The sequence below is a fragment of the Microbacterium sp. Z12_35 genome (assembly GCF_058310475.1).
Genome location: NZ_JBZEGJ010000002.1, coordinates 174,481 through 198,937, shown reverse-complemented (window position 1 = coordinate 198,937; position 24,457 = coordinate 174,481). Strand labels below are relative to the sequence as shown.

Sequence of the window (24,457 nt, the reverse complement as noted above, 5' to 3'; positions counted from 1 at the left end):
AACACATACAACTATCTCTGCCGCGCGGTATAGTACTGTCTGACAATCCGGACGATGACGTTCGAAGAAAGGCACCCAGATGCGACTCATTCCGGGCAGATCAGGATCCGCCTCCGGACGCGCCAGCGGCACGTTCACCGGAGAAGTGTGGATGGATCCGGTGATCACCGATTCCCCTGACGTGAAGATCAACAACGTGATCTTCACGCCGTGCGCGCGTACCTACTGGCACCACCACTCGCAGGGACAGATCCTGCAGGTGTTCCGCGGCCGGGGCCTGGTGTGCGGGGCCGACGGCCAGCCGCGCGTGATCACCGAGGGTGACACCGTGTGGATCGAGCCCGGCGAACGCCATTGGCACGGCGGCACCGCCGAGTCCCTGATGGGTCACACCGCCATCACCCTCGGCGACACGGTCTGGCTGGAGGAGGTTTCCGAGGCCGACTACGACGCCGCGCAGCAGGCGGAGGGCACGCGATGACAGACCCCGTCGCGTCCGCGGCGCCGGTGCTTCCGGAGGCGGCGCGCGACGAACTCGTGGCCGTCGTCGGCCGCGAGAACACCCTGTTCACGCAGGAGGAGCGCGACACCTACCGTGACCCGTACTGGTTCCAGGAAGATCGCACGTACGACTCCTGCGGCGCGGTCTTCCCCGACAGCGTCGAGCAACTGCAGGAGGTCGTCCGCATCGCCGGGCGCCACGGCATCCCGGTGTGGACGTCGTCGCAGGGACGCAACAACGGCTACGGCGGTCCGTCCCCGCGGGTGAGCGGGTCGCTCCTCATCGGACTGCGCCGGATGAACCGCATCCTGCACATCGACACCGAACTCGCCTACGCCGTCGTGGAGCCGGGCGTCCGCTGGCTCGACCTTCATGAGGCGCTGCACGAGCTCGGTGACGAGCTGATGCTCTCGGTACCCGACATCGGGTGGGGCTCGATCATCGGCAACTCGCTCGACAACGGCATGACCTACCTGCCGCTGGGAAGCGACTACCAGGCACCCACCGGCATGGAGGTCGTGCTCGCCGACGGGTCGCTCATGCGCACCGGGATGGGGGCGATCCCCGACAGCGCGTCGTGGCACCTGTTCAAGCGGGGTCTCGGCCCGACGCTGGACCCGCTGTTCACGCAGTCCAACTACGGCATCGTGACGCGGATGGGCGTGTGGCTGCAACGCCGCCCCCGGTCCTATCTGCCCCTCTACCTGTCGGTGCCGCGCGACGCGCAGCTCGGGCAGGCCGTCGACATCATCCGCGAGCTGCGTCTGGATGGCATCATCCGCGGCGTGCCCAACCTGCAGAACCTCATCACCATGGGCACCCAGTTCCCCGAGCACATGGGGATGTTCCCCGGTGCGGACCCGACGTGGTCCGAGGAGCGCCTCGACGAGCTGGCGGATGCAACCGGCATCGGCCGCTGGGGCGTACGCACGGCGCTGTGGGGTGATGAGCCGGTCGTGGAGCACCACCTGTCGCGCATCCGCGAGGCGTGGTCGGACATCGACGGCGCCCGCGTCGACGTGCTCGGCCGGTTCACCCCGGACAACTGGGGCGAGATCACCACGTTCATGCAGAAGATCTCCGCCGGCATCCCCTCGATGGACATGATGGAGCAGATGCCCGACTGGGTCGGCCACGTCGGGTTCTCGCCGGTCGTGCCGCTGCAGGGTGGCGAGGTCGTGCGCGTGATCGACCGGATCAAGGAGCGCGTGGTGGCGCGGACGGGCGCGAACTTCGTGTGCGCGATCTTCCCGACCAACGACCGCAGCGCCATGATCGTCAGCGCCATGAGCTTCGACCGCCGGGATGAGGCGCAGGTGCGTGCGACCTTCGATACGGTCCGCGAGCTCATCGCCGAGGTCGGCGCGATGGGGTACGGCGAATACCGCGCCCACCTCGACTTCATGGATGACGCCGCGGCGCAGTACTCCTTCGGCGACCACGCGTACCGCCGGTTCGCCGAGGCCATCAAGGATGCTGTCGATCCCGGAGGGATCCTCTCCCCCGGCCGGCACGGCATCTGGCCCGCGAAGTACCGCGCCTGATCCGCGCGCACCGAGCGGATCAGGGACAGGCCCTCGGGCTGAGCCTTCGGGAGCTCAGCCCGAGGGGGCTCAGTGGTCGAAGACGATGACTCCGCAGACGTCTTCGAGCGACCCGGACCGGTCGCGGGCCGAGTCGAGCTCGGACAGCGCGTAGGTCCGCGTCAGGATGGGCGCAGGGTCCAGTCGCCCGCGCTCGAGCAGACCCGCGTAGCGCTGCAGGTCGCTGCGCATGTGCAGCTGCCCGTTCTGGGAGCTGAGGATGCGGCGGCTCTGCAGAGCCGTCTCCACCTGCGGCAGCGTGAGCTGCGCGCCACCGATCTCGAACCCGGTGAGCACGGTGCGCCCGCCGCGACGCGTCGCCTCCACCGCCGTGCGCTGGGATGCGGTGGGACCGGCTGCTTCGAGTCCGACATCGGCCCCGCGACCGCCGGTGAGGTCGCGCACGGCAGCGACGGGGTCGACGTCGGACGGGTCGATGACGTGGTCGGCGCCCATGTCGGCCGCGAGCAGGCGCCGCCCTTCATGCGGCTCGATGACGACGATCGTTCCGGCTCCCGCCAGACGTGCAGCCTGCAGCATCCACAGTCCGAGGTGGCCGGCGCCGACGATCGCGACCGACTCGCCGGGGGCCAGCTGCGCGACGTTCTCTACCGAGCCCACGCCCGTGCTGACGCCGCACCCGAGGAGCGAGAGCACCTCGGAGGACAGGTCGGACTCGACGGGGAACACCTGGTTGCCCGAGATCGACATGTACTCCGCGTAACCGCCGACGCATCCCGCGCACGAGATGAGCGCGCCGTCGGCACCGCGGGCGATGTCGGGGTAGATCCCACCCAGGTCGAACAGCTCGGAGCACTGCCACGGCTCACCGATGGAGCAGTAGTAGCAGCGGCCGCACTCGGGGGTGCCCGGCACGACCACACGCTGGCCGACGGAGACACCGCGCACGTCGGCGCCGACCTCGACGACCTCGCCGATGGAGGCGTGACCGAGGATCGTGGGCGGGATCTTGTAGAGCTTGCCCTGCCAGTTCTTCACGTCGGTCGAGCAGAACGGGCTCGCGTGGGTCTTCACCAGCACCCGGGTGGGATCCAGCGGCAGCATCTCGACCTGTTCGATCGAGAACGGCTCGCCGATCTGCCGCAGGACTCCGGCAGCACCGAAAACGCTCATGACTCCTCCACGGGGTATTTCTCGAACGCCGCACGGATCGCCTGCTGGCGCACGTCGACGATGTGCCACCAGTCCGGGTGGGTCACCGCGTACAGGTCGTCGTTGCGGATCGCCCGCGTGACGATGCGGCCCGCGTCGATGGGGTCGATCCACCGGAGGTCTCCCGCCGGACCCTCGGAGATGTCGACGTCGGCGAGCGCACCACCCTGCCCCGCAGGGCGATTGCGCAGGCTCGCCTTGATGTTGGTGCGCACGGTGCCGGGGGCGAGGAGCGTGACGTGCACGTTCGCGTCGTCCTCGGCGAGCTCGAGGGCGAGAGCTTCGGTGAGCGCGGCGACCCCGTACTTGGTCACGGCGTAGGCGCCGGCCCCCGACATCGGCGAGAACGACGCCATCGATCCGGTGTTCACGATGTGCCCGCCATCCGGGTTGGCCAGAAGTCGCGGCAGGAAGGTGGAGACCCCGTGGATGACCCCCCAGAGGTTCACGTTCACCAGGAAGCGCCAGTCATCCAGCGTCATCTCGGCCATGCGCGCCAGGGGTCCCACTCCCGCGTTGTTCACGACGATCCCCACCGAGCCGAACCGGTCGACCACCTCGTCGGCCAGCCCCTCCACGCTGGCGGGGTCGCTCACGTCGACGCGGATGCCGGTGGCCCCGATGTCCGCGGCCGTCGCCTCCAGCGCCCTGCGCTCGATGTCGGCGATCACGACAGTCGCGCCTTCGGCGATCAACTGCTCGGCGATGCCCCGGCCGATGCCCGAGGCTCCGCCCGTGACGACGGCGACGCGTCCCGCGATGCTCGTCACGTCAGTTGCCGAACTCGAACACGCCGGCGGGGTCGTGCGCGCGGCGGATCTCGCTCAGGCGCGCGGCGTTCGCCTTCGACCACAGCCGGTTCTGGAAGACCTCGGCGGTGGGGTGGCCCGCCCAGTTGTAGTTCACCTCGGCGCCGCTGTAGGTGGTCAGCCGGTCGCGGATGGCGTAGCCGGCGGCCTCGACGACCTCCCAGGGCGCGATGCCGTCGATGGGCACGCCCAGGACGAGCAGCGTGAAGGGCTCCTTGCGTCCGCCGATCGCGCTCGGGTGCTCGGGATCGCGGGCCAGCGCGCCACCGTGATAGCGCACCTCGACGGTAGCGAGGGGGCAGGCGACGCCCCCGCCGGCGTTCTCGACGAGCACGTCGATCAGCTCGTGGTCCACCCTCCCGAGGAAGTCGCCCCACTCCCACAGCGGCAGCGGGTCGGTGGGCTCGGAGTGGATTTCGGCGATCCGGTCGCTCGGCAGGATCCCGACGGTGTCGAGGATGCCGGGGCCGGCGATCTCCCGCCAGGAGGCGAGGATCGCCTCGCCGCGCTCGGCGAGCTCCTCGTTCGTGGCACCCAGCTCGACGTACGCGAAGCGGATGTGGAACACCGTCGCGCCACCCAGCGGAGCCGGGAGGTCGGGGGGAAGGCGCAGGATCGCGAACGACGTGTTCGCCGAGTCCTGCAGACCGGGCACCCAGTCCAGCCACGCGTGGGCGAGGCGGTCGATGTCCTCCTCGGCGTAGAAGATGCCGCCGCCGTAGACGTACGGCATGCGCGGGGCTTCGACGGTCATCTCCGTGACGACGCCGAGTCCGACCTTGCCGCCGCGGAGCGCCCAGAACAGGTCGTCGTTCTCGGTCGGGGTCGCCACGAGCACGTCGCCGTTCCCGTCGACCACGCGGAATCCGCGCACCCAGTCGCCGGCCATGCCGAGCGTGCGTCCGAGCGGTCCGATACCGCCGCCCAGCACCAGGCCGACCGCACCGACGGTCCGGGCGGAGCCGGTCACCGCGCCGAGTCCGGCGGCGTGCAGGGCGGGGACGATGTCCTGCCAGGTGAGCCCCGCACCGAGGGTGAATCGTGCGTTCTCCGCGTCGACGACGAGGGTGTCGAGGCGGCTGGTCTTCAACAGCACACCGGAGTCGAGCTGGCGGTACGCGCCGTGCCCGGTGGCCTGCGGATGGACGGTCGTCCCCTGCGCGGCGGCCCACCGCACCACGGTCTGCACCTCTGCCTCATCGGCGGGGGTGACGACCAGATCGGGGTTGTTCGGCGAGAGCAGGTTGAACCCGCCGATCTCGGCCGCGTATCCCTCTTCGCCACGCAGATACACCGTGCCGGTGATCGTGCCGCGGAGTTCATCGACGGCGCTGTCGAGTTGGGCTCCCATGTCAGTCCTTTCGTCTGTTCGCCGGCCAGATGCCGTGCCGGCCCGGTGAGAGGATGCCGCGCGGGTCGACGGCGTCCTTGATGCGTTCCACGAACCTGCGGTACGCGAAGTCGTTGAACGAGTACTGTTCGGCGGCGAGATCCATGAAATCCAGGTGCGCCCGGTACTCGCCGTAGCCGAGCTTGCCGGCCTCCCGGACCATCGTCTTGACCGTCGCGTAGGCGGTGCGGGACTGCTCTTCATCGGATGCGTCGAAGGCCAGGCCGCTGACCACGATCGCGCTGCGCTCGCTGGAGACGCAGATGCCGACGACGAAGTTCACTCCCGCCTCCCGCACGACGATGTCCTCGAGGAGATCGACGACCTCGCGGATCGCGGCGCCCTGCAGCGGCACCGCCGGGGAGAACCCGACGTGGCCGACGTTGTCTGGCATCGCCTCGAGCATGTCCAGGCTCGGGATGCCGCCCTGCACCTTGTCCACGAAGTGCTCGATCTGATCCCACTCGTCGTGGCGGTAGGTGCGGGCGTGGTCCACACGAGATCCCTCGATGGCAGACCAGGCGTGCGTGATCATCTCGACGTGGCGGGCCACGACCGCCGCATCCCCCCACACGGCGGTGCGCATGCCCCACCGGCCGACGCCGGTGAGATCGGCGATCTCGTCGAGCTTCTCGGAGCTGAGCGTCGTGTCCGCCCCCTGCATCTTGCCCAGGAGCTCGGGGAAGTGCGAGGCGAGGGTCACGGTGTTCTGCATGACCGGGACGCCCCGGATGACTCCGGCCAGGCGCAGCTCGCGAAGGATGTCGATGGCCTGCTCCAGCTGCCCGTCACGGGGCACGGTGAGGAAGAGCGGCGCGTACGCATCGGGCTTGCGCATGAGCCAGTAGCCCATGCGCGTGACGATGCCGAAGTTGGACTGCACGAACAGGGGATCCAGCACCGGGCCGAGCCCGCGCTTGTAGACGTGCCACGACGGGGAGTCGGGAATGGCACCCATGCCGGTCCGCAGCAGCGATCCGTCGGCGAGCACGACCTCCATGCCGGTGGGGGCCTGCCAGTCCATGCCCAGCGGCAGGTACGTCACGCCGCTGTCCATCGTGTTGCCGATGACCGATCCCCACCCGAGGTCCGGTATCGACACGAGCAGGTCGTAACCGGCCTCTTCGATGGCGGCGTGCAGCTCCATCCACGTGACGCCGGGCTCGACGACCGCGTAGGCGAGTTCGTCGTTGATCTCCAGCACGCGGTTCATGCGCCGCAGGCTCACCAGAACCGAGCCCTTCACCCGTGGCGAGGGCCCGCCGTAGCCGTTGTTGCGGCCCTGCGACGACGTCCACAGCGGCACACCGAGGTCGTTCGCGATGCGGACCAACGCCTGCACTTCCTCCGTGGAGGAGGGGTACAGCACGGCCGAGGAGTCGTACGTGCGGTCTTCGGGAAGCCAGTACGGGTCGCGGTACTCGTCGCGGCCGGCCTCGTCGACCACGACCGCCTCATCACCCAGCGCTTCGCGGAAGCGCTGCACGGCTTCGGCCGGCAGGGCATAGCTCGCGTCCCGCTGGGCGATGCTCATCGTCCCGCTTCCTCGGCGAGGATCGGGGCCGCTTCGAGCACGCCGTGGATGCCGAGGGTCGCGGCGATCTCCATGACCTCGATGAGCTCCTGCGCCGTCGCGCCATAACGCACCGCGTTCTGCAGGTGGAGCTTGAGTCCCGAGGTGTAGAGGTGCGTGGCGGCGGTGTCGAAGGCGATGTAGATGAATTCCTTCACCTTCGGTTCGAGCGGCCCACTCACCCACGGCACGGAGGAGAACTCGGTGTACGCGTCGAAGAACTCCGGCGCCAGCTCGAGGATCTCGTTCCAGAAGTCATGCCAATAGCCGCGCTTCTCGGTGAAGTCGGCCTTGAGCTTCTCCTGGTAGTCCGTCAGCGCGGCCGCCTCGGTGCGGATCCCGGCCTCCTCGAGCACCTCGACGAGGATCGGCACACCGATGTTCATGGCGTGGATTCCCAGCGTCGCGCAGCACTCGAGCACCTCCATCACCTCGGCCGGCGTCGCGCCGGCATCCAGCGCCCGGCGGATGTGGCCGCGCACCGGCGGAAGATAGAGGTGGGTGGAGTTGGCGGCGACGGCCAGGCGGATGAAGTGACGCACCTTCTCCGGGAGAGCGCCGGTGCGATCGGGGACCCCCGCGAGCCGCCCGTAGGCGGAGAGGAACTCGGGATCGAGGTCGAGCACGGCCTGCAGCCGTCCGTCCCATCCGCCGACGGTCTCTTCGACCTCGGTGCGGATCTGCTGGCGGCGTTCGGCGTCGGTCATTGCTGGGCTCCTTCCTTCGTCGTGGGGGCCTTCTCGGCGCGCAGCCAGCGAGCGACCTCGGTGTGATCGGCGCGCGGGCCGAGGTCTTCGGATGCGGTGGCCCAGTGCGCGACCGCCGCGTCGCTCAGTTCGTGCGGCACCCCGAGGCGCTCGGCGAGGCCCGTGGCGATCTTCATGTCTTTGAGCATGAGGCTCAGGCCGAACCCGGAATCGTAGGTCTCCCCGACGATGAAGTTCGGCCACTTGTGCTCGGTGGATCCGCTGCGACCGCTCGAGCGGTTGATCGCCTCGAGCATCACCTTCGGGTCGAGACCGAAGGCCATCCCGGTGAGCATCGCTTCGCTGGTGACCCACAGGTGCGCGGCGGACATCAGGTTGTTGAGAGCCTTCAGCGCATGCCCCGCGCCGATCGCGCCGACATGGGCCGGTCGCCCGAGCACCTCGAACACCGGCGTGGCCTCGGCGACGTCGGCCGCGTCGCCGCCGACCATGATCGTGAGCGTGCCCTTCTCGGCACCGCCGACGCCTCCGGATACCGGCGCGTCGATGAGTCGCGCGCCGCCGACGGCAACGAGGTCGGCGAGGGCCCGCGTGCGCAGGGGTTCTGACGAACTCATGTCGACGAACAGGGTGCCGGCCGGAGCGGCAGCGAGGAGTCCGTCGGGGCCGAGCACGGCCGCATCCACGATGTCGGAATTGGGCAGCATCAGGATGACGATCTGCGCATCCCGGACCACGTCGGTTGCGCGCGCGACGGCTTCGCCGCCCGCGGCGGTGAGGCGCTCACGCGCCGATTCCGCGATGTCGAAGCCGACGACACGATGCCCGGCCTCGACCAGGCGGCGCGCCATGGGCGTCCCCATGTTGCCGAGGCCGACGAAACCGACCGTGGAGACGCTCACAGTTCGCCCGCCGCCTTCATCTCCTCGAGCTTGGCCTCGGCGATGCGGAACGACTCCAGCGATGCCGGCACCCCGACGTAGACGGCGACCTGCATGAGGGCTTCCTGGATCTCTTCCGGGGTGACACCGTTGCGGATCGCGCCGCGCACGTGCACGCCGAGCTCGTGACCGCGGTTGAGCGCCGACAGCATCGCCAGGTTCAACAGGCTCCGTGTGCGGCGGTCCAGCCCAGGCCGGGTCCACACGGCACCCCAGCAGTACTCGGTGACGAGCTCCTGGATGGGGCGGGAGAACTCGGTGACCTGCCCCAGCGAACGGTCCACGTGTGCGGTGCCGAGCACCTCGCGGCGCACCTGGAGGCCGTCCTCGTATGTCTCACGTCGGGTGGGGTCGTCGTTGTTCGCCATGTCGCGGTTGTTCCTGTTCTGGAGGGGGGTGTGGGGCGCGCGAGCGGGGATGCTCACGCGGGATCGGTCAGGCGCACGTGTCCCGAGACGTCGCCGATCGCGTCGACGACGCGGTTGCTGATCTCGTCGGCATAGCCCAGCGCGTTGGCCAGTCCGAAGGCCGCCAGCGGGGCGGCGGAGTTGAGCGAGGCCACGCCCAGCTCGTGGAGGTGATCCACGTAGAGCACCACGTCCTTCGTCATGAGCGCGTTCGTGAGGCCGCCCTTGAGGTAGTCGCCGTGGATGATCTTCGGGAAGCGGTTCTGGGTGGCGAAGTTCACGCCCGAGCTGGAGTTGAGCACGTCGAGCACGGTCTCGAGGTCGAGCCCCGCCTTCTTCGCGGCCACCATGACCTCCGCGGTGGCGGACAGGCTGATGGCGTTGAGGAAGTTGTTGAGCAGCTTCATGCTGTGCCCGGTGCCCGAGGCGCCCATGGGGTGGATGCCGGTGGCGAAGTGGGCCAGAACGGGACGTGCTCGCTCGAGCGCCTCGGCCGAGCCGCCCACCATCAGGGTGAGCGTGCCCTTCTCCGCAGCGGCCGCGCCGCCGGAGATCCCGGCATCGACGTAATCGACGCCGCGCTCGGCCAGCAGCGCCGAGATGCGGACGGTCGAGCTGGGTGCGGCGGTGCTGAGGTCGACGACGACGGTGCCCTCGCGGAGGGCCGGGATGAACGCCTCGTCACCCAGGATCACGCGCTCCACGACCTTGCTGTCCGGGAGGGACAGGAAGACGATGTCGGACTGGGAGGCGACCTCGACGGCGCTTCCGGCCGGATCGGCGCCGGCGGCGGTCACGGCGTCGCGCACCATGTCGAAGCCGAGCACGGGAACGCCGCCGTCGACGATCCGCCGCGTCATGCGGCCTCCCATGTTGCCCAGGCCGATGAATCCGACGCGATCGGTCATGCTGTTCCCTTTCGTGATCCGGCGGTGCCGATGGTCGCTGCGACCCCGGCGAGCGGTCCCGACTCCACCTTGCGGAATCGGCCCAGTGTGTCGGGGTCGTGGCCCGACACGAGATGCCGCACCCCGTCGCCCATCAGTGCCCGCACGCGGTCGAACCCGGCGTACATCTTCGGCAGGTCCGCGACGAACGCGAAGGGCAGGTCGTCCTCGTACTCCTCGTAGTAATGGACGGCATCCGACGCGAGCAGAGCATCGCCCTCCGAGGTGCGCACGCGCACCGCGCACTGGCCGGGCGTGTGCCCGCCGAGTTCGAGCAGCTCGACGCCGGGAGCGAGTTCCAGCCGGTCGCGGAACGTGCGCACGCGGCCCTGCGCGTGCGCCGCCCGCAGCTCATCGATCTCGGCGTCCTCGGTGGAGTAGCGGAACTGGGCGCGCCGGCCCATGTCGCCGGTCCAGAAGTCGAACTCCGACTCGGCGATCACGATCTGCGCGCGCGGGAACAGGCCGAGGTTGCCGATGTGGTCGTAGTGGGCGTGGGTGACCACGATCGTCTGCTCGGCGTCGGTGTCGATCCCGAGCGCCGCGTAGATCTCCGGGAGCTCGCGCACGAACGTGCGATGGCGGTTGCGTCCGCCTTCCTCCGAGAACCCCGTGTCGACGAGGATCGTGCGCTCGTCGTTGCGGAGCACCCAGACGAAGTAGTCCATGCCGATCGGAGCATCGTCCTGGCCGTAGATGTGGTAGTTCAGGAAGACCTCGGAGCGGCGCCCTCGTCGTGTGCCGTACTGAACGATGACGACCTCGTACTCGTCGCTCATCCGGCCACCCCCTGCGGGGCCGACGGCCAGCCGGCTCGGCGCTCCTGCATGAGGTCGATCAGGCGCCGGGGCTTGCGCCCCGTGAACCGCTCGACGACGTCGGTGACCTTCGCCATGCTGCCCATCCGCACCATCTGTCCGAAGGAGACCATGCCGTCGCTGCACCACGGAACGGGCGAGGAGGAGAAGTCACCCGTCGCCTCGCGCGGAACCCCGAGGGCGTCCCACATGGCGTACATCTCGTCATCGCTGAGGTCGACGATCTGGATGGGCGCCCCGCTGAGCTCGATGATCATCTCCCCCACCTCCCGGTAGGTGAACATCTCCGGGCCGGTGACGTCGTACCCCGTGTTCGGTTCGCCGGCGCCCTTGAGGATCTCGGCGGCCACAGCGGCGACATCGTCGCGGGCCACGAAGGCGACCTTTCCGTCGGCGGTGTTGCCGATCGACTGACCGCTCGTGATGGCGATGGCGGCCTGGTTCTCGGCCATCGCGTCGGCGTACTGGTTGTTGCGCAGCATGTTCCAGCTCATGCCGCTGTCCATGATGAGCTTCTCGGTGAACTTGTGGTCCGCGACCTCGTGCGACATCACGTCCGGCCGCTCTGTTCCGATGAACGACGTGTAGATGATGTGCTGGATGCCGGCATCCTTCGCCGCCTCCACCGCGTTGCGATGCTGGCGCTGGCGGTTGGGGCCCGCCTCCATGGCGGAGACCAGGAACAGGCGATCTCCGCCGGCGAAGGCCGCCCGCAGCGAATCGGCGTCCTCGTAGTCGGCCGCGCGAGCCGCGACCCCGCGTTCGGCCCACCGTTCGAGCACGTCCGGGTTGCGGCTGGTCACGATGATCTGATCAGCGGGGACGGAAGCGAGAAGGTTCTCCGCGACCGCGTTTCCCACGTATCCGCCCACACCAGTAATGACGTACATGGCGGCTTCTCCCTTGAAACAGCGCGGATGGGTGTCCCCCATCCTGTCTGACAGTTTGTGTGATGTAAATACCGTATGACAATCTATGGGCGGTTCCCGAACAGCTGATGAAGGTCGGCATCCACCGCAGCGGTATCCCACAGGCCTGCCCCTCCGCCATAACGGTTGGTGTTCTGCACGCTCGCCCCGCCGTCCACCGACAGGACGGTACCCGTGATGTACGAGCTGTCGTCACTGAGGAGGAACGCCACGGCGGCTGCCACCTCATCGGGGGTGCCCGCGCGGCGCAGCGGCGACGTGCTCGCGCGGTGGTTCATGTCCTCGATCCCGGCTGCGCCGAAGATCGGCGTCGGAACGATGCCCGGCGCAACCGCATTGATGCGCACCCCAGCGGGCCCGGCGTACACGGCCGCGCCGTGGACCAACCCGATGACGCCGTGCTTCGACGTCGTATAGGCCAGCAGGTCGGCCGCGCCGCGCAGGCTCGCAATCGAGGCGGTCACCACGATCGACCCCGTGGTCCCGGTGGCGGCGTAGTGGCGGATCGCCTCGCGGATGCCGAGATAAGGGCCGCGCAGGTTCACTCCCATGACGGCGTCCCACTCCGACACGGTGGTGTCGGGAACCTGAAGTCCCGGCTTTCCGGCGATGCCCGCGTTGAGGTGGTGGAGATCGGCTGAGCCGAACTCCCCGAGTGCCGCGTCGAGGTACGTCCGGACACCCTCTTCCGTCGACACGTCGGCGCCGACGCCGATGGCCTCCCCTTCGACGGCGTCCGCCGCCGCCTTCGCCCGTGCTTCGTCGATGTCGACGACCACGAGCTTTGCGCCCGCCTCGGACAATCGCGTGACGACGGCCGCGCCGATCCCGCCGGCTCCTCCGGTGACGATGGCCACCTTCCCCTGCAGACCCGCGTACGACATCGTCCCGCCTTTCCGCGCCTCCGTCGACGCCCGCATCCGCCGGGCGAGCCCCGCGCAGATTGTCTGACGATAATATAGGTCAGCGGAGCGGCGCCTTTGCATGATTGCCCGACGATCCCACCCTCCCGCGGGTATGATCTGTGTCACCGCCCGCAGTGAGGATGCCCCCTGATGTCGACAACGAACCCCGTGGCAGCATGGTCAGGATCGCCGGTCGACAGAGTGGCCGCCCCGCTGCGAGAACAGGTCATCATGGCCCTGCGCGCAGCCATCCTCGACTTCCAGTTGCGGCCAGGACAGCGCCTGGTCGAACGCGAACTCATCGAACAGCTCGGGGTCTCGCGCACCACCGTCCGTGAGGCACTGCGCGAACTCACCAGCGAGGGCCTGGTCACCGTCGTCCCCCAGCGCGGCGCCGTCGTCAGCGCACCCTCGCTCGCCGAGGCCGAGGACATGTACGACATCCGCGCCGTTCTCGAATCCGTGCTGGTGGAGCGCTTCGTCGAGCGCGCCACCGACGCACAACTCGACCGCCTCGACGCGAGCGTGGAAGACTTCGCCCGCCTCACCGCGGGCACCGACGACATCCGCATCGTCCTGGACGCCAAGGACAAGATCTACGAGGTTCTCGTCGAGGGAGCCGCCAGTCCGTCGCTGCAGAACATCATCGAGGGGCTGCAGGCCCGCGTGCGGCTGCTGCGGGCGACGTCCATGAGCGAACCCGGCCGCGCCGAAGTGGCCGCCGAAGAGCTGCGCGCGGTGGCAGCGGCAGCACGAAAGCGGGAGGGCAAAGCCGCGGCCGAGCTCTGCGCCACCCACGTGCGCAATGCCGCGAAGACCGCCCTCAAGCACCTTCGCGCCGCCGAGAACGCCGAGTAGCGGGCCCCGCCGGGCGCCATACAGGCGCTCCGGAGCAGGTTAGTTATAGCGGGTATATTGACCGCATCTGTCCGCCGTATTATTGTCGGACAAGGCCGCGCGTTGCACTCGCCGGTTCTCAATGGAGAGGAATCGCATGTCTTCCACGCACACTCGACACCGTTCGCGACTGGCTGCTGTCACCGGTGTCATGCTCGCGGGCGTACTCGCCCTGTCCGCTTGCACCTCCGGGGCCGGCGGCGACGACGACGCGTCCACCCCCGAGGCCACCGGCGACCCCACGGCGGCCGAGGTCACCGATGTGACGCTCACCGGCATCCGCGGCCCGGGCACCATCCCGTTGCAGTTCGCCGCCGACGAGTACGGCAGCGAATACGGGCTGACCATCGAGCCCTCCTTCGTCGACAACAGCGGAATCGCGGTCACCTCGGTGATCTCCGGTGACGCCGCAGCGGCCAACACCAGCTACTTCGGCGTGATCGACGCCATCAACCAGGGCCTCCCGCTCGTCGTCATCGCCGAGGGCTGGGCGAGCACGCCGGAGACCGGCTCGCTCGAAGCGCTCCCGGATTCGGGCATCGAGGGCATCGAAGACCTCGCGGGGAAGACGGTGAACGTCATCTCCCTCACCAGCAGCCACGCCATCAAGCTGCGGGACGCGATGCTCCAGGCCGATCTCGATCCCGAAGAGGTCAACTGGGTCGAGCTGCCCTATGGCGAGGTCGCCGCCGCCCTCGAGCAGGGCACCGTCGACGCGTCCAGCGCCGTCGGCCCGACCCTTGCCGCCGTCCGCGGCATGGGTAGCGTTCCCGTGTTCGACTACGGCTCGGGCGAGTACGAGGGCATGGCCGAATCGGGCTGGGTCGCTTCGCGTGACTTCGTCGAGAAGAACCCCAACACCGTCGCCGCCATCCAGTGCTCGATCTTCGCAGCGCAGGGTGCGCTGGCGGAGGACCGCGCCCTCTTCGAGGAGCAGTTCTCGGCGTTCCTGGGTGCGCCTGCCGAGGTCGCTGCCAACGAAGTGATGCTCGACTACCAGACGGAGAACCGTCTGGTAGAGATCCAGCGCAACGCGGACATCTACTTCGCCAGCGGCAGCCTCGAGGAAGAGTTCGACTTCTCTTCCCACGTCCTGCCGGCTCCGTCCAACTGCTGACCCGGTGCGGCGGAGCGGGTGAACCTCGCTCCGCCGCACTCCCCCGACCGAAGGAACCACCCCGTGACCAGTCCGACCACCGTGGCGCCTCGCCGCGCGGCGCGTTCGGCGCAAGGGCGCGCAGCCTCCCGGCGCCGGACGACGGCCATCCTGCGCGGCGTCGCCGGCGTGGTGGGTCTTGCCGTCCTGCTCGAGATCATCTCGCGCTCGGGATTGGTCAGCACGACCTACCTGCCACCTTTCTCGGCCGTCGTCGTCGAGGCGGTCGCCCTGTGGGGCGATCCCGTCTTCCGGGCCGACGTCGGCTCCACGCTCCTGACCTACATCCTCGGGATGCTGATCGCCTGCGTCATCGCGATTCCCCTGGGCGTGGCCTTCGGCATCTACCAGCCCGCGTACCGCGGCGCGCGCGCGATCGTCGAGCTCGTCCGCCCCATCCCGCCGGTCGCCCTGGTGCCGCTCGTGCTGCTGATCCTCGGGGCGGGCATGGAGATGAAGCTCGTCATCGTGGTGTTCGCCGCCGTCTGGCCCATCGTCTTCAATACCCTCTACGGCGTCCATGACGTCGACCCCTACGCCAAAGACATGGCGCGCACCTTCGGCATCGGCCGATGGGGAATCGTCCGGCGCATCGTCGTCCCCTCCGCCGCGCCGTTCGTGATGACCGGCATCCGCATCGCCAGCTCGATCGCGCTGATCGTCGTCATCACCGTGGAACTCATCGCCGGCGGCGCCGAAGGCATCGGGGCGTTCATCTCGCGCGAGCGTGCCTACGGCGACGCCGGCGCGTACCTCGCGGTCCTGGCCGCGACCGTCACCGCCGGCGTGCTGGGCCTTGTCATCAACCTGGCCATCGGCTGGGTGGAGCGCCGCTTCTTCGGCTGGGAAGCCACGACCCGAGCGGAGGGGCGATGACCCAGATCCAGGCAGCGCCGCACTCGCTGCTCACCCACGGCGTCCCCACGGTCCGGCGTCCTCGTCGCAGCCGACGGTTCCTGGTAGGACTCGCCTACTTCCTGGTGCCTCTGGCCGCCGTCGTGGCGGTGTGGCAGGTGGCAACGACACTCGCACCCTCCCCGTTCTTCCCCCCGCCGCTGGCCATCGCGGCGAACCTGTGGCAGCTGCTCTTCGGCGGCCCGGGGTTCTTCACACCGCTCTTCTTCGGCGACTTCCTCGCCACGGTGGGGCGCATGGTGCTCGGCTTCGCCATCGGAACGGTCTGGGGCGTCATCGTCGGCACGGCGATGGGTCTCAACCGCGCCGCCCGCGAGACGGTGACGCCGATCGTGGAGTTCCTCCGCTCGATCCCCGCGACCGCCACGCTGCCGTTGTTCATCATCCTGCTCGGCGGCGGCGACGACATGCGCGTCGCGTTCATCGCCTACGGCGTTTCCTGGTTCGTGCTGATCAACACCGCATCCGGCGTCGGTTCGATCGCGAGCACGATGCTCGACATGGGCCGGGTCTTCAAGATCTCCCCCGCACGGCGACTGTTCTCGATCATCCTGCCGGGGGCGATGCCGAAGATCTTCGCGGGCCTGCGCATCGCGAGCACCGCGGCACTCCTCCTCGCGATCGTCTCGGAGTTCATGCTCGCCAGCAACGGCATCGGATTCCTCCTCATCCAGGCGCAGGGCCGCTTCCAGCTACTGGACATGTGGTCGTGGATGCTGGCGCTGGCCATCCTCGGACTGATCATCAACTCGCTACTCGACCTCGTGGAGCGCCGCACCCTCGCGTGGCACCGGCTCTCCCGTGCTCGGACCTGAAGGACGCAGCCATGACTGACACCACTCCCCAGACCGCGGGCACATCGCCCGCCACCTCCGACGCGATCGTCGTCGTCGACAATGTGTCGCACGTCTACGGCTCGGGTCCCACGGCTCACCACGCGATCCAAGGCCTCGCGTTCTCGGTGCAACCGCGCGAGTTCGTCTCCATCGTCGGCCCCTCCGGCGCGGGGAAGACGACACTCCTGCGCACCCTCGCCGGGCTCCTCACCCCCACCGAGGGTGCGGTCTGGGTGGGCGGGAAGAAGAGCGCGGGCGTTCCCGCCGGCATGGCCATGGTGTTCCAGGACTACAGCCGCTCGCTCCTGCCATGGCTCACGATCGAGAAGAACGTCGCCTTCCCGCTGCAGGGATCGAGCATGTCGAAGGCCGAACGCGCCGCGCTCGTCACCGAGTCGCTGGACGCGGTGGGCCTCACGGGGATGGCCAAGCGCTACCCGTGGCAGCTTTCCGGAGGGATGCAGCAGCGCGTCGCGATCGCGCGGGCTCTCGCGTACCGCCCGAAGCTCCTCCTCATGGACGAGCCGTTCGCCTCGGTGGATGCGCAGACCCGAGAGGGCCTGGAGGATCTCGTCCTGCAGATTCGCGAGCGGTACGACATGACGATCCTCTTCGTCACGCACGACATCGACGAGAGTGTCTATCTCGCCAACCGCGTGCTCGTTCTCTCCCGCCCTCCGGCACACATCGTCGAAGACATCGCCGTGCACCTTCCCGAACCGCGGAACCAGATCACGACGCGCGAGAACCCCGACTTCATCCACCTCCGCGGACACGTCGCCCGCCTCATCCACGGCGACGACCGAGGCCACTGACGTGCGGGCACGCGCAGCCGTCCTCACGGCCTTCGCCTCGCCCTTCGAGGTGCGCGATGTCGAGCTGCGGGAGCCCGACGCCGGCCAGCTGGTCGTCCGGACGACGGCGGCGCCCTTCTGCTCCACGGATTGGATGGGATGGCGCGCGATGCGCCGCAAGGTGCCCCCGGTGATCCTCGGTCACACCGCCATCGGTGTCGTCGAAAGCGTCGGCAGCGCCGTGGATGGTCTCCGCCCGGGGCAGCGGGTGATCGTCTCCGCCACTCCGCAGTGCGGCGAGTGCTTCTATTGCGCGGCCGGCAGACCCGACCAGTGCTCCGTCCTGATGGACGGCTCCGACCCGATCGTGGCCGATCTCCCGGACGGGCGGGAGGTGCGTGCGGCGGGCCGTGTCGGCGCGTACGCCGAGCTGCTCCGCGTCGACCGTGTGCAGGTGCATCCCCTCTCCGACGCCCTTCCGGATGAGGTGGCGTGCCTGCTGGGGTGCGGCGTCAGCACGGCGCTCGGCTCGGTCTTCACCATCGCCCAGGTGCAGCCCGGCCAATCGGTCGCCGTGGTCGGGCTCGGCCACGTGGGCCTGTGGGCGGTGCAGGGCGCCCGTCTGGCCGGAGCGGAACGGATCATCGCGCTCGATCCCGACCCGCATCGCCGCGCGGTGGCACGCCGGCTCGGCGCCACCGACGACGTGGATCCGGCCAGCACCGACCCGGTGGCGGCCGTGCGCGCGCTCACGGAAGGGCGCGGCGCCGACGCGGTCATCGAGGCAGCCGGGCCTGCGCGCGCCACCCGGCAGGCGGTGCTCATGGCGCGCCGCGCCGGCACGGTGGTGCTCGCGGGCGTGGACCACTCCGACACCGAGGTCGTGTTGCCCCAGCTGGAGCTGACGGTGTACGGCAAGAAGGTCGTCGGTTGCCAGAACGGCCAGATCGTTCCGGCTCCAGACCTGGCCCGCTGGGCGGGCATGCTCGAGCGCGGCGAACTCGACCCGAGCCCGATCGTGACCCGGACCTACGCGCTGGGAGATATCGACCTCGTGGTGCGCAATTCGCTCACCGCGGAGGACATCACCGGTGTGTTCGTCGGATTCTGAGCGCGCTCAGCGCTCCCGGGTGCTGCGGCCTGAGCGCGCTCAGCGCTCCGGCGTGCGGCGACCGCCGCGTTCGAGCCCGTCGGCGATCTCGGCGATGACCTGTGCCGCCACAGCCAGGCGCTCGTCGTCCTCGGGCGCGACCGGCGCGAGGTGCTCGGCCCACACGGAGCGGTACTTCAGGAGGTTCTCGCGCGCGAGGTCGGTCGCGAAGACGCGGACCTCTCGCCCGTCCGCCTCCGCCGAGGCCTTCCGGGCCAGCCCTTTCTCCACGAGAGCGGCCACCCGCGTGCTCGTGTTGCTCTTGTGCTGGCCGAAGGCGCGGGCGATCTCGGTCACCGTCGTTCCCGGCGACTCCATGAGGATGCGCATGATGTCGGCCTCGGAGCGGGTCACGTGGATGAGGCCCTCGCGGGGCACGGTCACCTGGCCTTGCAGCGCCCGGAAGACCTCGATGATGCGGTCGCCCAGCTCGCCGAGCAGCTCGTCGCGCGTAGGGGATTGCGGCATGCCCCGAGCTTACCGAGCGGCGGCTCGACGCCTTGCGCCCCCCACCGCGCGCCGGTATCGTTATAGTTGGTATATACATTGCGCACCGCTACGCGATGAAGCGAACGGAGATCCACATGACGATGGTCGAGGAACGCGACGCGACCGAGCAGCCGACCGCGGACGAACTCATCGCCCGCGCCCGGGCGCTGCGCGAACGCCTGCGCGAGCTGCAGCCGGAGCACGCGCAGCTCGGGACCTACTCGCCTGAGATCCACGAGGCGTTCCGCGAGGCCGGGCTCTATGACCTTCTTCGCCCGCGCCGCTACGGCGGGTTCGAGACCGACCTCGAGACCTTCTTCCGCGTCGCCATCGAGATCTCGCGCGGCGACCCGGGCGTGGGCTGGTCATGGGAACTGGGAGCCAGCCATGCCTACCAGTTCGCCTCGCACTTCCCCGCGCAGTCGCAGGACGAGGTGTTCGGGTCGGCGCATCCGTTCATCTCCCCCTCCCGCGCGTTCCCGCAGCGCGCCGAGGTCACCGCCGTGGACGGCGGCTACCGCCTGACCGGCCGGTGGGACTACAACTCGGGATGCACGTACGGCACGCATTTCATGCCGGTCGCCCCGATCACGCAGGAGGACGGCAGCAAGGCGCTGTACATGTTCATCCTGCCGCGCGAGGACTTCACCATCCTGGATGACTGGGGCTTCGGAAAGACCATCGGCCTGCACGCGTCCAGCTCCAACTCGATCGAGATCGACGACGCGTTCGTCCCCTCCCACAACGTGGTGCCGTTCAACTTCAAGGACATCGTGTGGGGCGAGAAAGGCACGCCCGGCTACCAGCTGCACGGGAACCCGCTGTACCTCGGTCGCACGTCGGCGTTCTTCATCGCGGGCCTCACGCAGACCCAGGTGGGCGCAGCCCTGGCCTGCATGGACGAGTACGAAACCCTCATGCAGCGCGGCTCGAGCTTCCCCCCGCGGATCCCCCGCTCGCAGTCACCGGAGTACCAGCTCTGGTACGGCAAGGTCACCTCGCTCGCCGAGGCGTCGCAGACGCTGCTGCTCGGGGCCATCCGCGAGTTCGAGCAGCTCAACCGCGCGTGGAGCGAAGGCGGCGCGGAGTTCACCACCGCCGATGACGTCCGCATCCGCGGCCAGATCGTGCAGGCCGCGCGCCTCGCACAGGAGGCCATCGAGATCGCCTTCACCACGGCGGGCAGCACGTCGGCCGGACTGGCAGGGACCCGGATGGGCAAGTACTACCAGGATGCGGCGATGTACCGCACGCACATCGGCGCGCAGCACGACGTGCTGCTCGCCTCCCAGGGCCGCGTGATGCTGGGTCAGCCTCTCACGATGTAACGAGGGCGCACATATGTATAAGGAGGGGTGGAGCGCTCAGCGCTCCACCCCTCCTGCTCAGTCATCAGCGGGTGGGCCCGCGGGCGGTGCGAGCCACCTACCAGGGCAGTTCGCCATCTTCGTCCTGGAAGGTGCCGCTCTGGCCGTTCACGCCCAGAGTCACGGCGCGCACGACGACCCGGGCGCTCTCTTCGGGCGACCTGCCCGTTCCGAAGCGGGCGGTCATGTCGGTCGCCGTCGTTCCCGGCTCCAGGGCGTTGAACGTGATGTCCGGATGCGCCTTGGCGTACTGCACGGTGAGCATCGTTGCCGCGGCCTTGGACGCCGAGTAGAGCGCGACGGACAGGCCCGACTCCATCCGATCCGGGTTGTTCACCGCCCAGAACGAGCCCGCACTGCTGGAGAGCGTGACCACGGTGGGCCGCGACGCCGCCCGAAGCAGGGGGAGGGCCGCCTCCGTCACCCGCACGATCCCCACGGCGTTCGTGTCGAACATGCGCAGGGCGGTGGGGCCGTCCATCTGCAGCTCCAGGATGCCCGCATTGTGCACGAGCACGTCGATCACCCCTTCGGCCTCATCGATCACGGAAAGCGCCCGGGCCACCGACGCGTCGTCCGTCACATCCAGCTGCACGGATCGGGCGCCCAGGGATGCCGCCGCCTGCGCGCCCCGCTCGGCGTCGCGAGCTCCGAGGTAGACGATGTGCCCCTGTTCCACGAGCTGTCGCGCCGTCGCGAAACCGATGCCCTTGTTCCCTCCGGTGATCAATGTGACTGTCATGCGTCTCCTTCGAAATAGACGACCCGAGCGGGCCGTTACGCACGCTATGCGTGCCTCTCTGCGTGAACCAGTACCGCCGCGTGACCGGGGAATGAAACTACCCCCCGCGTCCCGGCAGGGGCGTCCGGTCGAGGTGCACCGGAGATCCGCGCAGGAATTCACCAACCCCCTGGGTGCGTTCCTGCGGGCGCGGCGAGGACTCGTGACGCCGCAGCAGGCCGGGATCCGCGGCGAGGCGGGGCGACGGGTTCCGGGGCTGCGCCGGGAGGAGGTCGCGGTTCTGGCCGGCATCAGCGCGGACTACTATCTGGGGCTCGAGCGTGGCCGCCACCGCAATCCGTCGCGCCAGGTGATCGACGCCCTCACCCGCGTCCTGCGGCTCGACGAGGCCCACGCCGCGCACCTGCGGATTCTGGTCGATGCGGCTCCGCACCCGGGGTCACACCGCCCGCCCGCCGCGGCCGTCCCCGCCGGTGCGCTGAAGCTCTTGGAATCCCTCGCGCAGCCCGCCTTCATCGAGAGCCGCTCCTTCGACGTGCTCGCCGCCAACGCTCTCGCGGCGAGGATCGACCCCCGCCTCGTCGTCGGCCGGAACCAGCTGCGCGATATGTTCCTCGACCCCGCCGCGCAGGCGTTGTATCCGGCGTGGGAGAACGTGACGGAGTGCCTCGTCGCGAACCTCCGACAGTCGGTGGGAGGCGACCTGGACGATCCCCGATTCGTCGCCCTGGTGGTGGAACTCGCGCAGGCCGCTCCCCGGTTCCGCACGCTCTGGGCCCGGCACGAGGTGAGAGGACAGCACGGCGCACCGATCCGCCTCAATCATCCCGACGTCGGGGCGATGACCCTCAACCGGGAGCGATTGAGCATCGGCGGCGCCGAGGGAATGATGCTCGTCGTGTACCACCCGGATCCCGGCTCCGGCGAGGCCGAGAAGCTCGCGTTCCTCGCCTCCCCGGGGCTCGCAGCGCGCGCCTCCGAGGCCTGAGCGCGCCCGCCGCGGGGACGACTCCCGGCGGTCCTCCGCGGCGGGCCGTCAGTCGATGCGGGCGATCCAGTCCAGGATCGGGCCGATGGATGCGTCGGAGTTGGCCTCGAGCATCATCGCGTGGCCGTTGCCGGGAACCCCGGCTTCACCGAGGTTCAGGAACTCCGCGTCGGATCCGGCGGCCCGGAGGAACTCGACCACCTGCGGCTCCCACTCGGTGAACGGCGAGGTCTCCCCCACCACGACCACGACGGGGATGCCATCGAGGGACGGCAGCCGATACGTCCCGGGCGCTGCCGCCTCGAGCTCGGCGGGATCGGACACGGCGGGCTCCCATTTCACGGGGGATGCCGTGAGGCCCCAGTCCAGGCGAGAGCCCGGACCGAATTCGAAGAACGGCGGGCCCATCGGCTCGATGGCCACGATCGCCCGCACGGCGTCCGGTCGCGCGTCGGCGGCGAGCCATCCGGTGGGCCCGCCCGCCGAATGCGTCACGACGATGGCCGGCCCCGTGCGGTCCAGAAGGCGCGCGATGCGATCCTGGTCCATGCGGTGCGACTCCGCCAGATCGGCCGGCAGGAACCCCATCCCGGCGATCAGCTGGTCCAGCATCGGGTCGCCGATGCCTCCGCTCCACGTGGACTGGTCGTGACCGGGGATCGGGGTGTCGAACAGCCCCATCGCCATCTCGTAGCTGAACTGCGCCCCCGGCTCGCCGAGCACATCGGGGTGCGCCCACGAGCGGCCATGGCCCGGGCGGTCCACGCGGTAGACGAGGTACCCCGCATCCACGAAGAGGTCCGACCAGCCGGGCCGCCCATCGGGCGTTCCGGTCCAATCCGTGATCTGCCCGCCGCCACCGTGCACGAGGATCAGCGGGTACGGCCGCGTGATCTCCTCGGGTGCCTCCCACTCCACGAACATCGGCGCGCGCTGCACCGTGCCGCGCTCACCCGGAATCCGTTCACCCGCGATCCAGAAGTGCCCGCGCCGGACCGTCCGCAGCGGGTACTTCGCGAAGGCGTCGGGAAGCTGCGCCGCCATGTCAGGCGCCCTTCAGAGCGTCGAGTGCGACCATCTTGAACGCGACATCCCGCAGCTGCGGGTTGCGGTGGCCGGCGGCCTGCGCCATGTCGCGGAAGATCCGTTCGAAGCGCTCGCCCTTCTTCGACGCGGAGGCACCGATGGTGCGGTAGAGGTCTTTCTCCACGACCTCCCATGCCTGGAGCATCACCTCGCGGCCGATGCCGCCGAGGAGGTTGTCCATCGCTCCGCTGAATTCTGCGACCCCCGCGACGTTGTCGCTGGCCGCCTTCTCCCACGTGCCGAGAGCGTGGAACACCGCGGCCTCGGCCGTCGCGAGCTTCACGATCGCGCCGCCGTAGTAGCGCTGGAAGTCGGGGTCCTCGGCGCGCAGCACGAACGGCGGGATCGTGATCTTCCGCGCGGTCATCCCGTCGGCGTACTCGTCCAGCGCACCGTACGCACCACCGACGCAGAGGACGCCCAGCGCGAGAGCGAAGGAGCTGCCGTGACGGGCCGAGTACATGGTGTTGCCGTACGCGGCCGAACCGGGGCTGTCACCGCTGAACGCGTAGTCCATGAGGTCGGCGTCCTCGACCATGAATCGCGCCGGGAGGAACGCCTTGTCGAAGCGGATGCTGTTGGAGCCCGAGGAGTTCAGGCCCATCATGTTGCCCCAATCATCCAGGATCTCGTACGAACCGGCGGGGGCGATGTACAGCCCCACGCGCGGCGTGCCGTCCTCGCCCTTGGGCAGGCGCGCCTGTCCGAGGAAGAACGTGCTCCAGGGGATGCCCGAGCAGTAGTTCACGACACCGTCGATCTCGTATCCGCCATCGACGGGAGTCGCGGTCACCGTCGGGGCGTACATCGATGCGGCACGGAAGTTGCCCCCGTCGTACACCTCCTCGTGGATCTCCGCGGGGAACCAGTTCGCCAGCATCAGGGCGTGGTTGGACGAGAGGCAGAGGCACCACGCGATGCCCATGTCGGCGCGCGCGACCTCCATCACGACACGGAAGAACGTGGTGGGCGACACCTCGAGACCGCCGTGGGCCTTCGGGATGAACATCCGGTAGAAGCCCACCTCCTCGAAGCGGCGGTGCAACCCCTCGGGGATGTGGGTCGCCTGCTGCCCCTCTTCGGAGTACGAGATGATCTCGTCGCGCATCGCACGGGCCGTCTGGACGAGAGCCTCTTCGGGGTCCAGCGCGGCATCGAGGTGAGGCGGCGCCGTCACGGAGGTGTCGGTCATCGACGGTGTCCTTTCATCGTTGGAAGGGCGCGACCCGTGGGCCGATTCACACTCGGTGCGTCTCGCGTCGGTTCATCATACAATCTAGTTATAGAGTGCACAACGAGTGGCCGCGTCAGCGGTCCTTCGCAAGCCAAGTGACACTGGACAACCATGTTCAG

24 protein-coding genes and 1 pseudogene are annotated in these 24,457 nt (G+C 69.1%); 10 read left to right on the top strand and 15 right to left on the bottom strand.

Annotated features, from left to right (window positions below; genetic code table 11):
- The first annotated feature begins 79 nt into the window (after positions 1-79).
- On the top strand, positions 80-481 hold the full coding sequence (locus tag AC4FS1_RS13815) for a cupin domain-containing protein (RefSeq protein ID WP_491156062.1): 402 nt from the start codon (positions 80-82) through the stop codon (positions 479-481).
- Positions 478-2,046: an FAD-binding oxidoreductase gene (locus AC4FS1_RS13810; protein ID WP_491156060.1), complete on the top strand. Its 1,569-nt coding sequence runs from the start codon at positions 478-480 to the stop codon at positions 2,044-2,046. The genes AC4FS1_RS13815 and AC4FS1_RS13810 overlap by 4 nt, the downstream gene beginning before the upstream one ends.
- A gap of 69 nt (positions 2,047-2,115) precedes the next feature.
- Here the strand turns inward: AC4FS1_RS13810 and AC4FS1_RS13805 are convergent, their stop codons facing one another.
- From AC4FS1_RS13805 to AC4FS1_RS13755, 11 genes are all read right to left on the bottom strand, one after another.
- Positions 2,116-3,219: a zinc-binding dehydrogenase gene (locus tag AC4FS1_RS13805; RefSeq protein WP_491156058.1), complete on the bottom strand. Its 1,104-nt coding sequence runs from the start codon at positions 3,217-3,219 to the stop codon at positions 2,116-2,118.
- Positions 3,216-4,028, bottom strand: a complete 813-nt coding sequence (locus tag AC4FS1_RS13800) for an SDR family NAD(P)-dependent oxidoreductase (RefSeq protein ID WP_491156056.1) — start codon at positions 4,026-4,028, stop codon at positions 3,216-3,218. The genes AC4FS1_RS13805 and AC4FS1_RS13800 overlap by 4 nt, the downstream gene beginning before the upstream one ends.
- A gap of 1 nt (position 4,029) precedes the next feature.
- Positions 4,030-5,418, bottom strand: coding sequence for an FAD-binding oxidoreductase (locus AC4FS1_RS13795; protein WP_491156055.1), 1,389 nt, complete (start codon positions 5,416-5,418; stop codon positions 4,030-4,032).
- A gap of 1 nt (position 5,419) precedes the next feature.
- Positions 5,420-6,991: an FAD-binding oxidoreductase gene (locus AC4FS1_RS13790; protein WP_491156053.1), complete on the bottom strand. Its 1,572-nt coding sequence runs from the start codon at positions 6,989-6,991 to the stop codon at positions 5,420-5,422.
- Complete coding sequence (locus AC4FS1_RS13785; protein ID WP_491156052.1) at positions 6,988-7,737, bottom strand: carboxymuconolactone decarboxylase family protein; 750 nt, start codon at positions 7,735-7,737, stop codon at positions 6,988-6,990. The genes AC4FS1_RS13790 and AC4FS1_RS13785 overlap by 4 nt, the downstream gene beginning before the upstream one ends.
- Entirely contained in the window at positions 7,734-8,639 is a 906-nt protein-coding gene (locus AC4FS1_RS13780) for an NAD(P)-dependent oxidoreductase (RefSeq protein ID WP_491156051.1), read from the bottom strand. The genes AC4FS1_RS13785 and AC4FS1_RS13780 overlap by 4 nt, the downstream gene beginning before the upstream one ends.
- A complete protein-coding gene (gene pcaC, locus AC4FS1_RS13775; RefSeq protein ID WP_491156050.1) occupies positions 8,636-9,046 on the bottom strand; it encodes a 4-carboxymuconolactone decarboxylase in 411 nt (136 codons plus the stop codon). The genes AC4FS1_RS13780 and pcaC overlap by 4 nt, the downstream gene beginning before the upstream one ends.
- A gap of 53 nt (positions 9,047-9,099) precedes the next feature.
- Positions 9,100-9,993, bottom strand: coding sequence for an NAD(P)-dependent oxidoreductase (locus AC4FS1_RS13770; protein WP_491156048.1), 894 nt, complete (start codon positions 9,991-9,993; stop codon positions 9,100-9,102).
- Positions 9,990-10,811: an N-acyl homoserine lactonase family protein gene (locus AC4FS1_RS13765; RefSeq protein WP_491156046.1), complete on the bottom strand. Its 822-nt coding sequence runs from the start codon at positions 10,809-10,811 to the stop codon at positions 9,990-9,992. The genes AC4FS1_RS13770 and AC4FS1_RS13765 overlap by 4 nt, the downstream gene beginning before the upstream one ends.
- The gene (locus AC4FS1_RS13760; protein ID WP_491156043.1) at positions 10,808-11,740 is read right to left on the bottom strand and encodes an NAD(P)H-binding protein; all 933 of its coding nucleotides are present in this window, start codon (positions 11,738-11,740) and stop codon (positions 10,808-10,810) included. Before AC4FS1_RS13760 ends, AC4FS1_RS13765 begins: the two co-directional genes overlap by 4 nt.
- Before the next feature lie 83 nt (positions 11,741-11,823).
- Entirely contained in the window at positions 11,824-12,663 is an 840-nt protein-coding gene (locus tag AC4FS1_RS13755; protein WP_491156041.1) for an SDR family NAD(P)-dependent oxidoreductase, read from the bottom strand.
- A gap of 171 nt (positions 12,664-12,834) precedes the next feature.
- Here AC4FS1_RS13755 and AC4FS1_RS13750 point away from each other — a divergent pair, with 171 nt between their 5' ends.
- The 6 genes and pseudogenes from AC4FS1_RS13750 to AC4FS1_RS13725 all read left to right on the top strand — a co-directional run bounded on the left by AC4FS1_RS13750 (position 12,835) and on the right by AC4FS1_RS13725 (position 18,393).
- Entirely contained in the window at positions 12,835-13,542 is a 708-nt protein-coding gene (locus tag AC4FS1_RS13750) for a GntR family transcriptional regulator (RefSeq protein ID WP_491156039.1), read from the top strand.
- 121 nt (positions 13,543-13,663) lie between these two features.
- Positions 13,664-14,479 (top strand): annotated as a pseudogene (locus tag AC4FS1_RS13745) (ABC transporter substrate-binding protein); the annotation flags it as partial.
- 282 nt (positions 14,480-14,761) lie between these two features.
- The gene (locus AC4FS1_RS13740; protein WP_491156037.1) at positions 14,762-15,613 is read left to right on the top strand and encodes an ABC transporter permease; all 852 of its coding nucleotides are present in this window, start codon (positions 14,762-14,764) and stop codon (positions 15,611-15,613) included.
- Positions 15,610-16,467, top strand: a complete 858-nt coding sequence (locus tag AC4FS1_RS13735; RefSeq protein ID WP_491156036.1) for an ABC transporter permease — start codon at positions 15,610-15,612, stop codon at positions 16,465-16,467. Before AC4FS1_RS13740 ends, AC4FS1_RS13735 begins: the two co-directional genes overlap by 4 nt.
- An 11-nt stretch (positions 16,468-16,478) precedes the next feature.
- Positions 16,479-17,303, top strand: a complete 825-nt coding sequence (locus tag AC4FS1_RS13730) for an ABC transporter ATP-binding protein (protein ID WP_491156035.1) — start codon at positions 16,479-16,481, stop codon at positions 17,301-17,303.
- A gap of 1 nt (position 17,304) precedes the next feature.
- Positions 17,305-18,393 (top strand): zinc-binding dehydrogenase, encoded by a 1,089-nt coding sequence (locus AC4FS1_RS13725; RefSeq protein WP_491156033.1) that lies wholly within the window; start codon positions 17,305-17,307, stop codon positions 18,391-18,393.
- Positions 18,394-18,432: 39 nt separating this feature from the next.
- On the opposite strand, the gene AC4FS1_RS13720 is transcribed toward AC4FS1_RS13725, so the two are convergent.
- Positions 18,433-18,900, bottom strand: coding sequence for a MarR family winged helix-turn-helix transcriptional regulator (locus AC4FS1_RS13720; RefSeq protein WP_491156031.1), 468 nt, complete (start codon positions 18,898-18,900; stop codon positions 18,433-18,435).
- A 116-nt stretch (positions 18,901-19,016) separates the two neighbouring features.
- On the opposite strand from AC4FS1_RS13720, the gene AC4FS1_RS13715 reads away from it, so the two are divergent.
- Positions 19,017-20,249 carry an acyl-CoA dehydrogenase family protein gene (locus AC4FS1_RS13715; protein WP_491156030.1) on the top strand — a complete coding sequence of 411 codons (1,233 nt, stop codon included), beginning with the start codon at positions 19,017-19,019 and terminating at the stop codon, positions 20,247-20,249.
- Between the two features lie 97 nt (positions 20,250-20,346).
- On the opposite strand, the gene AC4FS1_RS13710 is transcribed toward AC4FS1_RS13715, so the two are convergent.
- A complete protein-coding gene (locus AC4FS1_RS13710; RefSeq protein ID WP_491156028.1) occupies positions 20,347-21,030 on the bottom strand; it encodes an SDR family NAD(P)-dependent oxidoreductase in 684 nt (227 codons plus the stop codon).
- 91 nt (positions 21,031-21,121) lie between these two features.
- On the opposite strand from AC4FS1_RS13710, the gene AC4FS1_RS13705 reads away from it, so the two are divergent.
- Entirely contained in the window at positions 21,122-22,018 is an 897-nt protein-coding gene (locus AC4FS1_RS13705) for a helix-turn-helix transcriptional regulator (protein WP_491156026.1), read from the top strand.
- A gap of 48 nt (positions 22,019-22,066) precedes the next feature.
- Here AC4FS1_RS13705 and AC4FS1_RS13700 read toward each other — a convergent pair whose 3' ends face one another.
- Together AC4FS1_RS13700 and AC4FS1_RS13695 are read right to left on the bottom strand one after the other, a co-directional pair.
- A complete protein-coding gene (locus AC4FS1_RS13700) occupies positions 22,067-23,062 on the bottom strand; it encodes an alpha/beta fold hydrolase (RefSeq protein WP_491156024.1) in 996 nt (331 codons plus the stop codon).
- A gap of 1 nt (position 23,063) precedes the next feature.
- The gene (locus AC4FS1_RS13695) at positions 23,064-24,296 is read right to left on the bottom strand and encodes an acyl-CoA dehydrogenase family protein (RefSeq protein WP_491156022.1); all 1,233 of its coding nucleotides are present in this window, start codon (positions 24,294-24,296) and stop codon (positions 23,064-23,066) included.
- Between the last annotated feature and the right edge of the window lie 161 nt (positions 24,297-24,457).